The sequence below is a fragment of the Bacteroidota bacterium genome (assembly GCA_013696965.1).
Lineage (GTDB): Bacteria > Bacteroidota > Bacteroidia > JACCXN01 > JACCXN01 > JACCXN01.
In genome coordinates this window covers 184,312-199,753 of sequence record JACCXN010000009.1, presented here as the reverse complement: position 1 = coordinate 199,753, position 15,442 = coordinate 184,312, and the positions used below count along the sequence as shown (strand labels likewise).

Genomic DNA, 15,442 nt, shown 5'->3' with positions numbered 1-15,442 from the left:
TATTAAAGATTTTATTTTGTCAATCGTTTTGTTTTTGCATAACCATACAGGTGCAATTTGCGCCATTGCTATTTTTAACAAATTTTCTTGCTTCATTTTTTCTACAAATTAAGTTCCAAATCTATCGCAGTGCTTGCAGCTAATCGAGTCACGCAAGGGAATCTACTCATTTTATATTTTTTCTCATTGGTATTCGTGATTTTCAATTCACCCTTGCGTTCTCACAGAGCCGTGCTTGGAAGTCTCCCTTCACACGGCTCTTCTTGTTTAATCACAAATGTAATAATACAATTACATTATGGATGTACCAATTTCCAGTATGAAAATAATTCCATTACTCTGGTAATTGGCTGTGATTTTATTTCATAATAATCAATCATCGCATTGCTGCTGTTGTCAATTGTGAAACATAAACCTCTTGTTCCATACAAAACCCTGTATTTCCTTCCTGCCAACTTAATCCCGGATGCCGTGTAAACAGTAATCAGGTTTCCTTTACACTCTTAACGTACACAAACGTAACTGCCCGCTTTCGACATATCCAAATCTAATCATCGAACTGCCCCACGTTTTCGGCTCTTGGTTGGTCACCATTTGCATCAATTTGAGAATGATCAAACTGTCATTACGCATTTGTTCATTTGTTACACTATTAATGAAATCCTCTACATTAGAGTTGTTTTCTTTCGTTTTTATTTCTGTTCAAGAACGTTGTATTAAATTTCAATGTCCTGGTTCCCATATTAACCTTACAAAAGAGCTAAATCTTTCATTTTCTCGGCTAACTGGTATTCCTGCTACAATTCCAATCAATAAATTATCTGCTATCCCAAGTCTCATTTGGGGCCGTATAGTCATATCAAAATCACTATTGTCCAATGTTTTATTGAATTCAACTCCAATGAAATTTCTTGTTCCTGTAATCATATAATGAAAACTTGTGTTGATGTTGTAGGTTGTATGAAATTTCTTGGATAGAAAGTTCTGCTCTATCATTGATCCTGTATAAATCAATGAGTGAAAATTGTTTCCCCAACGTTTAGCAACAACTAAGAATGGGTTGTAAACATTTCCCTTAATAAAAGGTTTGCCAAAATGACGAAAATCCGAAAGTTCAAACTCATTAATATAGCCAAGGGCCATTGATGTGGCCATAGGTTCATTCACGAAAAACGACCATTGGGCAGCTACTTTTATGCTATTCAATTGATTGAAAGGGGTAGCATCTTTTTCTGTACCGTTTAAAGGTGAATAAAAGGTAAATGGAAGTTCCACTTCTAAACCTAAACGGTCAATCGGTGCCCATTCATACTCAATAAGGGCTTCATAAGAGTCAAAATTTAAGTTGTCTGTCAGACCCAAGCCAATGTTCCATTCCTTTTCTCCTTTTCTTGCCCCAAGGTCTCGTATCAGGTCAATGTAAAGCGGTTCAGCGTGTAAGACCTTACCAGGCTCACTATGGTCTTCAACATGTTTAATATAAATACTATCTTTTTCCGCATCAGTAATTTGAGCCATTGAGTATGTTGATGGTGCTATTAAAATTATTAACACCAATATGTTTTTAATGTTCATTTTGATTTGTTTTTTCCGCATAAATAAATTTCCTGACAACTAATTATAGAAGTCAGTATTGGGATTGTTAAAAACAAATCAAATCTTGGGTGGTGGGGTGTCAAGTTGATAAAAACCTTTGGTCAAATAGGCTTCAAAGTCAAGGTGTCGCTGAGTTCTTTTGTCATGATTAGGTTGAGAATTAATTGGCTCATCTGTGGAAAGAAAAAGCAATTCTATTTTAACATTACCCTTATTAGTATGGTCTTCGCGGTCGTTGTCGTCATATTCTTTAATGGCGTTTTCAAAACCTAAAATTTTCTCAATAACAATTTCAATGATACTTTCTTGGTCATTTATTGTTAAGTTTTCGGGAATACAATCAGGGTAAGGGTCAGCACTGTCCACACTGATGTTTAGGAAATGAAGTCCCAAAAGTCCCCAAATGACTTTAATTAAAATACTATTTCTAATTCGGCTTTTCATTTACCAAAATTTAAACTTACATATAGCCATCTTATATTCATTAGCGTTTGTGAACGGTTCGTGCATGGCTATTTCATATGTATATAATTTGTTTTTTTAATCGTAATATGGTATAGCCATTTTATATTCATTAGCGTTTGTGAACGGTTCGTGCATGGCTATTTCATATCTTATAAAATTAAACCTTCTCAAATTTACGGCTTTTTCTCTATTTTATTAAAATTTATTGTTTAAGCTGCCGACTTCACTAAAAAACAGGCTATTTATAAAAATATTGCAGAAATTTGGATGGAGAAATACCTCTTTTGTTTTTTAAAGTGTGGCGGTCTTTGTGAGATGTGTCTTGTGATACGCAAGCATGGCAATGAGCTTTTTGTTGAGCCTGGCTTGTCTATCGGCAGTCCGTCCTTTAGTAAAAAAAGCCCTATGGTCTGCCCACAGGGCTTAATCTTAATTACTTTTTGTTTTTAAGTCGGTCGTCAATAAGTTTCGACCATTTTTCAATTGATTGGAACTCTCCATAAAGCTATAAGGAAACATCACTATTGAAAAACTCCAATGTTATCTCTGTCTTTTCCTTGGCAATTGGAATAAAACTCAATTCAAGTTTGTCAATTACTTTGTAGTTTCCATCTTTGTTGGTAATTGTCTGGTTTGAGTTAATAACCTTGCAGTTTTGAATTTTGGCTAGGTCAATGAATTGTTCAATTACCCTGTCTTTCCTTTGCTTATGAAAGAACACAAAGTTTTTGGCTTCGTCAATTCCAATTACAAAGTCACCACAAAATTCGTGTTGACTTATTTGGCAGTTATGTTGCACTGCAATGTCTGTTAGAGATTGTAATATTTGTTTTTCTCTTTTTTTTCTGCCTCGGCTCATTAATATAAATGGCACAATGCAGATAGCTATCAAAATAGCTCCAATGATGGCGCTTCCTAAATCCATTTTTTAGTTTTTTTAAATTCATAAATTGTAAATTGAGCCTTGCATTATTGCAAAACCTTCAAAAATTAAGTCAGATGCCAATTTTTTGCATTGCTGACAACTAAAAAAAACGGATTACCAAAAGTAATGGAAGGGAAAAATGATTTCTGCTTTCCGATGTTGTATCAGAAAATTTCTCGAAATATTGGTGTATTGAGAAAATGCTGTTCCAAATAATTGTTCAGTTGCTTTGGTTATTGCCCAAAGTCCGTTAAATGGATTTTTAAAACTTGGGAGAGGTAGATTATTGAAACTGTTAACTAAACTTTCAGACTGTGAATTATGGCAGAAAAGTTTCGTTGAGAAATCTGAAAAATATTTTTCTTGCGATGATTGTTGCTCGTTATGGAAATCAGAATGACCAAGCGACTTAGTAACAACGCTAATTGCGAAGAAATAAATTGCTGTTAAAAAAAATACGCTTAAAATTCTGATGCTGCTTTTCACAGTGCAAAGATAGATTAATTAAGTTTTAGTTATGTCATTGGGCCAATAAAAACAGTCGTTCACTTTAGAAAAATCTTCCTGACTGTCCGCAAGAGCCATCAAAACGTCAGGTTAGTTTTTAGAGGCCACTGAAAAAGCATCTCGTTTTTTCAGTAATTTTTTAAAAAGCGATTAAGTTTAAAGAAATCTTTAGCTTAATCGCTTTTTTTATGACTGACTTTTAGTTGCTTGTTTTTTTTATGGAAGTCGTTTAAATGGTTTCAAACGCACTTTTTTAGGTGATTTAACCTCGTTTTATGTTTTACGAAGTTAGCTTTATAATTCTTTTGAGATTTACCGTAAAAATTGCCATGGCACTTTGCATTTGCATGTTATTTATTCCATATGATATTGCCCTTCCATAACCATGTACATTTTTCAACTCCCCATTTTTTGCTTCTATTTTGTAGCGATGTTTCGCTTTTTCTTTGAAGTATTCTGTTTCTTGAAAAGCAATTTGTTCTTTGTGAATATCTGATTTTATGGTTACAGCGTAAGTTTTTGTCTTTGCTCCTTCTTTATAACAACCCTTTCTTAACGGGCATGTTTTACACTTTTCAACATCAAAATAGTATGTATCTGCTTGGTTTTTTCCTCTGTTCTTTTTCCCTTGTCTGGCCTTTCGTATAGCGATGTGGCCTGCAGGACATACAAACATGTCTGCATCCTTATTGTAATCAAATTTGTCTTCGTTTTTTCTAAAACCTTGCGTAATTGATGGATTGAGTTTAGCTACTATTTTAATATTTTGCTCACTAGTTAATTTAATGTTTTCTTTTCCTGAGTAGGCTGCATCGCCTATAATTGTGTCAACTTCAATGCCATTTTCCTGACTAATTTCTAAAAGATTTGGTAGTTCTGGCCCATCTCCTTTTTCACCTGATGTTACCACGGCTGCCGTTATTATGCGCTCTTCGGTCATTGCTAAGTGCGTCTTATACCCAAAGAATGAACTCTCTGCGGATTTATGACCTATTTTGGCATCCTCATCTTTTGATAATGTGATGTTTTCTTGAATGTCTTCAACAGTTTCTTTTAAGATATTTAATTTTTCTTGTACCGCAGGAATTGAACTGATGGATTGCTCTTTTTCAACAATTCGTTCTAGCTCTTTACAATAAGCTAACTCTTTTTCTAAATCATTGTCAACATTCTTTCTTGGCATACGTTCCTTCCAGTCTTCATCATACATATAAATAGTTTTCCGAAGTTGTTTTGAGCGTTCTCTTAACACTTCGATTGCTGAGAATGGATTTGATCTGGATAACGTATGGGTAGCATCAACAATGATTGATTTAGAACGGATTACTCCTTTTTCAATAGCAATGGTGACTGTTTTACTTATCAGGAGGTTCAACAAGTCGGTATCTTTCAACCGTAGTTTTCTAAATTTTGTGAGCGAACTTGGATTGATTACATCATCTTCAGGTGACATATCTAAAAAATACTTGAACGACATATCAAATCGTGAACGCTCAACAACATCAACATCAGATATATTATAAATTGTCTTAAGCAATAAATACTTAAACATACGAATTGGACTTTCAGCTGTACGGCCATTATTGTGACAATATTTATTTACCAATTCATCGTAAACAAAGGAAAAATCAATCAGGTCATTAATCTTTCTGAGAAAATTCTGCTTTGGTACAATCAAATCATAAAGAGAACTATACTCACTAAATTGAAATTCTTTTTGTTGTACCAGCATGTATATTAGGCTTTTGAATCTGATACAAAATACAAAAAAGGGAGTAGATAAACTTGCGTTTCTACTCCCTTTTATTAACATTTAATTCTTAAAAAGACTTTTTCAGTGGCCTCAAAATTTCGAGGCGCTTTTTTTTTGGATTTTAATTGGATCAAGAACAATTAAAAGAAAAGCCTATTAATTTCTGTAACTAATCAATAGAGATAAATAAATGTTTTTACTACTTATTCAACACCCATATTCTTCTAATACTGAAATAGAGTTTACTTTCCATGTTTGCATTTAATTGGCAGTGACATTTTAGCAATTTCCTGTTTTATCAATAATTAAAAGTTAAAATCGCAGTAATTCAATCTGTTTTATTTAATATGAACTGTTCGCATTATAGCTTCCAACTCCCTTAAATATTCCCTTTTATCGAAATTTGGGGCATAAATAAATGAAACCATGGATATAAGTTTATTATTTGTTGTATCCACAGTTGAGTAGTTCAAAAATGGCCCTCCCATAAAATCGCCTTGTAGGTGCCAAAGCCCTCTTAGTTCAACAGCATAATTTCCATTTAGATTAAAAGGTTTTTTGTGGACAGGATATTGCTCAACTGTTTTCATATAAGAACCTATTGTGGGGCCCTGTACATATTTTTTTGTAATTGAATCCTGGAAATTCAAAAGGAAATCAAGGTTAAACATGCTTTCGCTGGTATAGTCCTGGTAGTATAAAAGTAAGTTTCTATTAACCTGATGCATATTCCCACCGGATGATTTTTCGGTATCATATTTTAGCCAAACAAAATTTAAGGTATCCATTACAATATTGTATCCTTTTGGTATTAGCAAGTCTATTTGATGATTGTCCATAAGCTGTTTCTGAACAGGCTTGTTTTGTGCTTTTTTAATTGTGTTCCCAAGACGCTCTAATTCAATTTCCAGAAAATAACCCAAAAGAAGCTCCCTGTTTTTAAAAAGGATGTCAGCAAAAGCTGAATCATCAGGAGCGGAAACTTTTAAATACAATTGATTTTCGGCCCATACATTTTTTTTTACAGAAAAGCTGGATAGGGTGTTTTTGCTGGAAATATCGGCAATAAAAATATTCTGATGCCTTTGTAAAATTTTACTAAAAGCATTTTCCGGAAATGGGATTACAGTAAATACAGTTTCTTCCTGAGGAAGTCCATTTTGGTATTGACCAAAAATGTTTTTTATACTCTTTCCAGCCTCTGTTTCAAGATTCTTGTCATTTATTACTACCAACAATTCACCTGTTTTGCCTGTTGATTGTGGTAAATAGGTTTTGTCACCGCAGGAAATAAATGAAATCAGAATCAATAAAAAGAATAAAATACGTAGCATAAAATTGAATTTAATGTTTAATGTAAACGTAAAGAAAGTAAAAACCTGTTTGGATTTTGAATTTATTCTGAGTTTTTCTTTGTCAGCTTCTTAAACGCTTGCCATGCTGTTTTTCACACCAAACAAAAGTTTTTAATCAGTTTGGATTTACAAATCCTAATGAAGGCTTAATATAGTGGATCTTGTTTTTTTTCAAATCATATTGAATACAAACCGTGCTTTCCCTTTTTTGGAATTATGTTCTCTTTTTGGACTCAAATGGAATGTTGTTTAAGGCCTAAAGTCCACTGTGGCCAAGTTTGTTTAAATGGCATAATTTTTCAAATGGTATTTAGCATAATAATTATTTATCCATTTAAAAAAAAGAAAAATGAAAAAGATAGTAATGATAATAAGTATGGCAGTAGCCACAATAGGCTTTAGTTATGCCCAACAAGATCAGAACATGCAGCAACAGCAGCAGGAAATGACAACCATTGATAGGGAAGATCTTCCTAATGAGGTGCAAACTACTTTGCAAACAGAGGAATTCAGGGAATGGGAAATTGAACAGGCTTATGAAATAGAAGAAGGGGTAGGTGATTATGCCGTAAGAGTAAAAAGAGGGGAAGAGACTAAAATTTTACATTTTTCAGAAGACGGAAAACTTGTAAGACAAGAAGATGTTGAGGGTGGAATGAAACCTGGTAATAAGTAATTCAATATTCAACAGGTGCGGATTATTCCGTACCTGTTGTTTTTATTTTCAAATAGCAATTAACTAAAAAAATAGAGCATGAAACAGATGTTGTTTTTACTTGTGTTTGTCTTTTCATTTCCTTTTTTAAAGGCACAAAACAGCAATGAAAGTATTGATTTTGAGCAAAAAGAAAAAACTTTTGATGATAGAAAGGCCGTTATAAGGATAAATGCGGATGAATTGCCTGAAGGCGTTCAAAGAGTAGTGTCAAATGGAGAGTTTAGAAAATGGGAAATTGAAGAAGTTTACAGAGTTAATTGCGAAGTGGGTGATAAGGGGGATTCTGCTTATATTTTAGTGGTAAAAAGAAGGCTTGATCGTTTTGCTTTGTATTATGATTCATCGGGAAAACTAATAAGACAGGAAAGAATGGAAGAAATAAGAAGAAGTTAAACCAATTTACAATCATAAAAATTGGATTGAAATTAAAATCAAAAAGCCTGAAATTTGTTAACCCATTTTAATCCATTTATTTAGTTGTCAAATTTTAATTGACAACAATTGCTCAAAATATCGTTTTCTATAAAAGCTTCTTTTAATACCTTTGTATGTTAAAGCAAGAAAATGAAAACCATTCCCTCCAACCAGTACTGTAATGATTTAAATGCATATTCACGTTTTAAGACACGTGTAGTCAAGGTAGGAAATTTGGCTATAGGTGGAGATAATCCAATTCGTATTCAATCCATGACTACCACTGATACCATGGATACTTTTGCAACTGTTGAACAATCAATTCGAATGATAGAGGCCGGCTGTGAACTGGTAAGGATTACAGCACCGAGCATGAACGAGGCCAGGAATCTGGAAAACATAAAAAAGGAATTAATCAAAAGAGGATATAATACCCCCCTTGTTGCTGATATTCATTTTACCCCTAATGCTGCTGAACTTGCAGCACGTATTGTAGAAAAAGTAAGAGTAAATCCAGGTAATTATGTTGACAAGAAAAAATTTCAGGTAATAGAATACACCAATAGTGCTTACAATGCAGAATTAGAGAGGATTCGCCAACGGTTTGTTCCCCTTGTTAAAATCTGTAAGGAATATGGTACTGCCATGCGAATAGGAACCAATCATGGTTCACTTTCGGATAGGATTTTAAACCGTTATGGAGATACTCCCCTTGGAATGGTGGAATCAGCATTGGAATTTTTGAGGATTTGTGAAGATCATAATTATTATGACATTGTATTGTCCATGAAAGCCAGCAATACCCAGGTTATGGTTCAAGCTTACCGGCTTTTGGTTAATAAAATGATGGAGTTTGGGATGAACTATCCTTTGCATTTAGGAGTAACTGAAGCAGGGGAGGGAGAAGACGGAAGGATTAAATCTGCAGTTGGAATTGGAGCCCTTCTTGAGGATGGAATAGGGGACACAGTTAGGGTTTCTTTAACTGAAGAACCAGAATTTGAAATTCCTATTGCCAAGGCTCTCATAGAAAGATATATTAAACCTAGAAGTGGCTCAATTAAGGAATTAGTAGTACATAAAAAGGCATTAGAAATTCACAATCCTTTTGAATATCGCAAAAGAAAAACAAGGGAAATATTAAATATTGGCGGATCAAATGTTCCAAGAGTAATTGCGGATTTTAGCCATAAAGAGAAAATTACTGCGGCATCTTTATTTGCTGTAGGTTATAATTATTCTGTTGCTCTTGATAAATGGAATATTGCAGATTCTGCCTGCGATTTTATTTATGCCGGTGAGAATAAAATAGATTTTGAAACTCCAGGAACTCTTGGAATAATATATAATGCCGGAACCTGGAAAAAATCTTTTGCTAATAAACCAGGAGCGTATCCTGTTTTTTCCTGGAATGACTATTTTTCTTCTGAGCGTCATTCAACTGTATTAAATTTTATTCTTATAGATGTTCATACCATTAGCAGTGAGTTTTTAAATCAAATTAAGAATGATAACACCGCAGTTCTGATTGCCGATACTTTTTCCAAACATGGTATGGCTGAGCAAAGAGCATTCTTTTTCCTTTTGAATGAATTGGAAAATTCACAACCCGTAATAATAAGGAGAAATTATAAGCAGCTAACCGAGGAAAATCTACAACTTTATTCAGGAACTGATATAGGCTCTTTGTTTATTGATGGATTCGGAGATGGAATATGGATTCAGACAATTGATTGCGGCAGCCTTAAAAATGTAAATAATACAGCATTTAATATTCTTCAAGCAACGAGAACAAGGATTTCTAAAACCGAGTATATTTCCTGTCCTTCTTGTGGAAGAACTTTGTTTGATTTACAAGAAACCACTGCACGTATTCGGCAGGTAACAGACCATCTTAAAGGGATAAAAATAGGAATCATGGGATGCATAGTAAATGGGCCAGGAGAAATGGCTGATGCAGATTATGGTTATGTAGGAACGGGTGTTGGTAAAATAACCCTTTACAAAGGAAGGGAAGTTGTTAAAAAGAATATTGCTTCGGTAGAGGCTGTGGATGCCCTGGTTGATTTAATAAAGATTCATGGAGATTGGGTTGAAAAGCCTGTATAATCAGTTAAGTATTGAGGTTAAACATCCAGAAAAGTGGGAGTGTTCCATTTTTTTTGTCAAATTAATATGAAACAATAAAATGGGATACTCAAAAAAAGTCTTTTCGTGATAATTTACATCAATACTTAACAGTATACCAATGCTAATTCAGGGGGTAATCAAATGAAATACAAATTCGTTAAAAATTATTTTTCTCCCAAATAAGCATTAAACATCCATACATGTTTTTCCAGACCCCTTAAATAATCACTCATTAAGGCATTAGTGCCTTCGTCATTTGCCTCAACTGAAAATTCAAGCACTTCTCTTTCAATAGAAATTATAATTTTAAGAGAATCTAAAATCGATTCAACAGCAGCTTTTCCATCACCAAGGTTTTTCACTTCTTTTACTTTAGAAATTTCTATATAATCAGAAAATGCATGGGTTGGGGTAAAACCAAGGGTTTTGATTCTTTCAGCAATCACATCGATTTTCTCTAATGAATCGTTGTACAGTTCTTCAAATTTAGCATGAAGTTCAAAGAATTTGTCCCCTTTTATATTCCAATGAAAACCTCTAAGGTTCATGTAGAACAATTGATAATTGCAAAGTAAGTCGTTCAATTTGTAGGACAGACCCTTAAGGGATTCTACTTCTAAACCAATGTATGCCGTGTTTTCCATTTTAATATATTTAAGATTAATAATTTGATTAAATTATACTTAAATATAACTAAAATGAGACTGATTTCAAAATGCCAATAATTGCAGGGAAATGGCTAAGTTTTCAAAAAAATCCGGTAATTTTTCTGTTTAATAAAGGGCTGGTAATTATTTTTGAACAACAATCTCGGGAGTTTCAATTGTGTTGCTTTTATTTAAGGTTCTATCATAAATAAATGCAGCGTATTTAATTGTATCATAAGGGGATGAGGAGTCCATATATTCAAAAGGAATTCGTACTAAAATCTCTCCTTGCAATGATTTGTTTTTCCCTTCAGGAGTGATATAGGGAATGCGGTATGAAAATGGAATGGCTAAAGTGATTTTTACAAATTCCCCGTTTTGTTTTTCATAATAATCCATATAAAAGTTATAATAATGCTCACCTTCTATATGAAAAGGTTTATCAATGTCACTACTTTTCAATCCAATGTCTCCATCTCCATCAGTGAAAGAAAATACAAACCATGCAGAATCGTTATTAAACCTAACAAATTCCTTGAATTTGACAATTGGTTCATTGGGATAATCAACTTTTTTCATACAGCCAGTTAAGGATATAACTAGCAGTAATAAGGGAAGAAAGTGTATTTTTGAGAAAAAATTCATTCAATTGTTTTTTATTGAAGTAAAATTAAAATTTTTAAAGGATTTATCAAAACTTAAATACTTTGCCTGATAATACAATAAATACGAGGGAAATTTTTTTTCCACATGATATTGATTCTTTTAACGAAACAGCCCTGAAAATATTTCAGTATCAATATCTAAACAATTTGGAATACAACAAATTTTGTGCCTTATTGGGTAAATCGCCCCAAAATGTAAAAGATGTTTTAGCAATTCCTTTTTTACCAATAGATTTTTTTAAAAGATTAAAGATTGTAAGTGGAACCAGGAATGAAGAAATTATTTTTAAAAGCAGCGCTACAACAAGCACAATTCAAAGTTCTCATTACATCTCAGATCTCTCTGTTTACAAACAAAGTTACATTCACTGCTTTAAATTATTCTATGGAGATCCTTCGGATTATTGCATTCTTGCTCTTCTTCCCTCCTATTTGGAACGAGATGGTTCTTCACTAATATATATGGTGAAGGATTTAATTGAAAGATCAAATAATCCTGATAGTGGTTTTTATCTCAATAACACAGGTGATTTAATTGAAAAACTAAAAATTCAAGAATCAAAGGGACAAAAAACGCTGCTTTTTGGAGTTACATTCGCGTTGATTGATTTTGCCCAGGAGTTTAAATATGGTTTAAAAACCACCATTATTATAGAAACTGGAGGAATGAAAGGAAGAAAAAAGGAAATGATTCGTGAGGAGGTTCATAGCATTTTATCCGAAGCTTTTAATGTGCATGGTATTCATTCTGAATATGGAATGACAGAGCTTCTTTCACAAGCTTATTCTTTGAGTAATGGCGTTTTTAGATGCCCTCCCTGGATGAAAATATTAATTCGAAACACTCAAGATCCTTTCGAATTTTTGAGTAATTATAAAACCGGGGGCATAAATGTAATTGACTTTGCAAATATTAATTCCTGTTCGTTTATCTCAACCCAGGATTTAGGAAAAACATTTGATGACGGAACATTTGAAGTATTAGGAAGGTTTGATCATAGCGATATTAGAGGATGCAATCTTTTGATATAGTAGTTTGTTTTAAACAGTATTCTTGTATGGAAAAAATAGTTAATTTTAGAATATTGATTAATTTTTATTGCAAAACTTCCTTCTATGAGTTATGAAATTATAGCTGTTCTGGCTATAATAGTTATAGGTTTGGTTTTATTTGTTACCGAGCTTGTTCGTGTAGATGTAACCTCTATGATTATTATGGTTCTGCTCATGGTATCAGGTGTACTAACGCCTGAGGAAGGCGTTTCAGGGTTCAGCAATTCCGCCACTATAACTGTTTTAGCACTGTTAATTTTAAGTGCAGGATTACAGAATACTGGTGTTGTAAGCCTACTGGGTAATAACCTTTTAAAAATTGTTGGCAAGAGTGAAGTTCAAATCATTGTTGTAATGATGATAAGCACGGGAATAATTTCTGCATTTATCAACAATACAGCTGCAATTGCTGTGTTTATCCCAATAGCCTTAAAAGTTGCTCATGCAAGGAATATAAGTGTTTCTAAATTACTTATACCCCTATCATTTGCAGCAATGCTCGGGGGAACCTGCACATTAATTGGAACTTCAACCAATCTTTTGATAAGTGAAATTTCCAAAAATTCTGGTTATGGATCATTCTCTATGTTCGAATTTTCTCAATTGGGTATTGTTTTTTTATTTTCAGGGATTTTATACATGGCATTTATAGGAAGATTTTTAATTCCAGCAAGAAGAAAACCAGAACCTGTTAGTAAGGATTATGAATTAAAGGAATACTTAACCGAGATGATTATTTTACCAGATTCTCCTTTTATTGGTCAAACTTTATCACAAATACAGCTAGACGAAAAATACAATATTGAGGTACTGGAAGTTTTAAGGGAAGGCGTACCTTGGTATTTGCCATTAAAAAGAAAAACCCTAAATGAAGGTGATATTTTGCTGGTAAAGGGAGATGTATATAAACTCCTTGAGGTTAGTGGTGCTGTTGGCATTTCAATAAAAGCCAGCCAGAATATATATGACGATTGGCTCAAAAATGAAGATTTGGTATTAATCGAAGCCATTATTTCACCTGATTCATTTTTAAATGGCAAAACAATTAGGAACGCGCGTTTCAGAAGCAGGTATAATGCAAATACTTTAGCTGTAAGACGTGATGGCGAAACCCTACAAAAAAAGTTGCGGGATATTACCCTGCGTTTTGGTGATTCTCTCCTTATTGAATGTTCAAAAGACAGGTTAGATGCTTTGCAATCCACAAGAGATTTTATTATTATCAGTGAGCTTGAGGAGAAAAAATTTCCAAAGAATAAAATGATTATTAGCGTTGGCATTATTGTAGCTGTAGTTGCTCTTGCAACCTTTGATGTTTTAAATATAATGATAGGGGCTCTTGCCGGAGTTGTAGTTATGTTTTTAACAAAATGCATTAGTATTAGAAAAGCCTATAAAGAAATGGATTGGCAGATATTTTTCCTTCTGGCAGGAATTATCCCTCTTGGTCTTGCCCTTGAAAAATCAGGCGCTGCAACTTATTTGGCCCAAGGAATATTAGGTATTACTGGTAGTTCAGGACCTTTCTTTATGGTGGCTCTGCTTTATTTAACTACTACTTTAGTAACGGAAATTTTATCCAACAATGCCGCTGCTGTGCTTCTTGGCCCCATTGCGTTGAGCATGGCTAAATTCATGGATATTAATCCCAAAGCTATGCTTTTTACCATTTTGTTTGCTGCATCAACGAGTTTTCTAACCCCTATAGGCTACCAGACAAATACAATGATTTATGGACCCGGTAAATATAAGTACACTGATTTTTTTCGCTCAGGAGCTTTGTTTAACCTCTTTTTGTGGATTCTTTCTTCATTCGCAATAACATATTATTGGATAGATTAGAAACTAAAGAATCTATGCTTTATTAAAGCTTATTCAGAAGTATAAATTGCGGTGAGTAGTGATCAGTATTAAATATTAAACGGCACGAACCAAGAAATAATTTTTCTTTCCTTTTTGCACCAGAATATATTTATCATTTAAAAGGTTTGCTGAAGTAACTAAATCATCAGGATTTTCAATTTTGATTTTATTTATAGCAATTCCGCCCCCTAGTATCATTTTCCTGGCTTCTCCCTTTGAAGAAAAAATGGAGGTTTTGTCAGATAAAAATTCAACAATGTTAATACCTTTTTGTAATTCATTTCTATTGGTTTCCATTTGAGGAACTCCTATAAAAACATCTAACAAATCAGTTTCTGGTAATTCTTTAAGTGATTCTGCCGTTCCTTTACCAAACAGTATTTCTGATGCTTCAATGGCTCTTTGTAAATCCTTTTGGGAATGAACAAGAATGGTTATTTCATTTGCCAAAGCTTTTTGTAAAACCCTAAGATGTGGGGCAGTGGCATGTTCTAATTCTAAAGCTTCAATTTCTTCCTTGTTTAGCAGGGTGAAAATTCGTATATATTTACTAGCATCTAAATCTGAAGTATTAAGCCAAAATTGGTAAAACCTGTAAGGGGAAGTTTTTTTAGGATCAAGCCATATGTTTCCGCTTTCTGTTTTTCCAAATTTTCCACCGTCTGCTTTAGTTATTAATGGACAAGTAATTGCAAAGGCTTCTCCAGCGCACTTTCTTCGAATAAGTTCTGTTCCTGTTAAAATATTACCCCATTGATCTGAGCCACCCATCTGTAATTTACAGCCTTTTTCCTTAAATAAATAATAAAAATCATATCCTTGAACAAGCTGGTAGGTGAATTCGGTATAAGAAATACCTGTTTCAAGTCTTTTCTGTACAGAATCCTTTGCCATCATATAGTTTACAGAAATATGTTTACCTACTTCACGTAAAAAAGCAAGAAAATTCATTTCTTTAAACCAGTCATAATTATTGACTATTTCCGCTGAATTTTTCCCGGAGTTATAATTTAAAAATTTCCCTAATTGTTGAGTAAGGCATTTTTCATTAAATCTGAGAATATCCTCCGAAAGCAGGTTTCTTTCTTCAGACTTTCCCGAAGGGTCACCGATCATTCCAGTTGCACCTCCAAGCAAAACAATTGGCTTGTGTCCTGCTATCTGAAAATGTTTGAGCATCATGATAGAAACAAGATGGCCAATGTGTAAGGAATCTGCTGTGGGATCAATTCCTACATAGGCAGAACTTAACTCCTTTTTTAATAATTCACTAGTTCCGGGGGTTACATCATGAATCATTCCTCTCCATTGCAACTCTTCAATAAAATTCTTGCTCATAATTTTTTTCATA

General features: G+C 33.5%; 14 protein-coding genes. 5 read left to right on the top strand and 9 right to left on the bottom strand.

Features of this window, described 5'->3' with window-relative positions; genetic code table 11:
* Nucleotides 1-296 precede the first annotated feature (296 nt).
* The 6 genes from H0V01_02040 to H0V01_02015 form a co-directional block, all read right to left on the bottom strand.
* The gene (locus tag H0V01_02040; protein ID MBA2582150.1) at nt 297-455 is read right to left on the bottom strand and encodes a hypothetical protein; all 159 of its coding nucleotides are present in this window, start codon (nt 453-455) and stop codon (nt 297-299) included.
* A gap of 268 nt (nt 456-723) precedes the next feature.
* On the bottom strand, nt 724-1,575 hold the full coding sequence (locus tag H0V01_02035; protein ID MBA2582149.1) for a phosphoribosylformylglycinamidine synthase: 852 nt from the start codon (nt 1,573-1,575) through the stop codon (nt 724-726).
* A gap of 78 nt (nt 1,576-1,653) precedes the next feature.
* Entirely contained in the window at nt 1,654-2,040 is a 387-nt protein-coding gene (locus H0V01_02030; protein MBA2582148.1) for a hypothetical protein, read from the bottom strand.
* 526 nt (nt 2,041-2,566) lie between these two features.
* Nucleotides 2,567-2,986: a hypothetical protein gene (locus H0V01_02025; protein ID MBA2582147.1), complete on the bottom strand. Its 420-nt coding sequence runs from the start codon at nt 2,984-2,986 to the stop codon at nt 2,567-2,569.
* 787 nt (nt 2,987-3,773) lie between these two features.
* A complete protein-coding gene (locus H0V01_02020) occupies nt 3,774-5,225 on the bottom strand; it encodes an IS1182 family transposase (GenBank protein ID MBA2582146.1) in 1,452 nt (483 codons plus the stop codon).
* A 359-nt stretch (nt 5,226-5,584) separates the two neighbouring features.
* Nucleotides 5,585-6,580: a DUF4837 family protein gene (locus H0V01_02015; GenBank protein ID MBA2582145.1), complete on the bottom strand. Its 996-nt coding sequence runs from the start codon at nt 6,578-6,580 to the stop codon at nt 5,585-5,587.
* 370 nt (nt 6,581-6,950) lie between these two features.
* On the opposite strand from H0V01_02015, the gene H0V01_02010 reads away from it, so the two are divergent.
* The 3 genes from H0V01_02010 (at nt 6,951) to ispG (ending at nt 9,842) form a co-directional block, all read left to right on the top strand.
* Nucleotides 6,951-7,277, top strand: a complete 327-nt coding sequence (locus H0V01_02010; protein MBA2582144.1) for a hypothetical protein — start codon at nt 6,951-6,953, stop codon at nt 7,275-7,277.
* Between the two features lie 78 nt (nt 7,278-7,355).
* Entirely contained in the window at nt 7,356-7,712 is a 357-nt protein-coding gene (locus H0V01_02005; protein MBA2582143.1) for a hypothetical protein, read from the top strand.
* 171 nt (nt 7,713-7,883) lie between these two features.
* Complete coding sequence (gene ispG, locus H0V01_02000) at nt 7,884-9,842, top strand: (E)-4-hydroxy-3-methylbut-2-enyl-diphosphate synthase (GenBank protein ID MBA2582142.1); 1,959 nt, start codon at nt 7,884-7,886, stop codon at nt 9,840-9,842.
* Nucleotides 9,843-10,027: 185 nt separating this feature from the next.
* Here ispG and H0V01_01995 read toward each other — a convergent pair whose 3' ends face one another.
* Both H0V01_01995 and H0V01_01990 read right to left on the bottom strand, forming a co-directional pair.
* The gene (locus H0V01_01995; GenBank protein ID MBA2582141.1) at nt 10,028-10,507 is read right to left on the bottom strand and encodes a DNA starvation/stationary phase protection protein; all 480 of its coding nucleotides are present in this window, start codon (nt 10,505-10,507) and stop codon (nt 10,028-10,030) included.
* Between the two features lie 147 nt (nt 10,508-10,654).
* Complete coding sequence (locus H0V01_01990) at nt 10,655-11,155, bottom strand: hypothetical protein (GenBank protein MBA2582140.1); 501 nt, start codon at nt 11,153-11,155, stop codon at nt 10,655-10,657.
* A 77-nt stretch (nt 11,156-11,232) separates the two neighbouring features.
* Between H0V01_01990 and H0V01_01985 the strand changes: the two genes are divergently transcribed.
* Together H0V01_01985 and H0V01_01980 are read left to right on the top strand one after the other, a co-directional pair.
* Nucleotides 11,233-12,207 carry an acyl transferase gene (locus H0V01_01985; protein ID MBA2582139.1) on the top strand — a complete coding sequence of 325 codons (975 nt, stop codon included), beginning with the start codon at nt 11,233-11,235 and terminating at the stop codon, nt 12,205-12,207.
* A gap of 84 nt (nt 12,208-12,291) precedes the next feature.
* Nucleotides 12,292-14,070, top strand: coding sequence for an SLC13 family permease (locus tag H0V01_01980; protein ID MBA2582138.1), 1,779 nt, complete (start codon nt 12,292-12,294; stop codon nt 14,068-14,070).
* Nucleotides 14,071-14,145: 75 nt separating this feature from the next.
* On the opposite strand, the gene H0V01_01975 is transcribed toward H0V01_01980, so the two are convergent.
* The gene (locus H0V01_01975; GenBank protein ID MBA2582137.1) at nt 14,146-15,429 is read right to left on the bottom strand and encodes a tyrosine--tRNA ligase; all 1,284 of its coding nucleotides are present in this window, start codon (nt 15,427-15,429) and stop codon (nt 14,146-14,148) included.
* Nucleotides 15,430-15,442 lie beyond the last annotated feature (13 nt).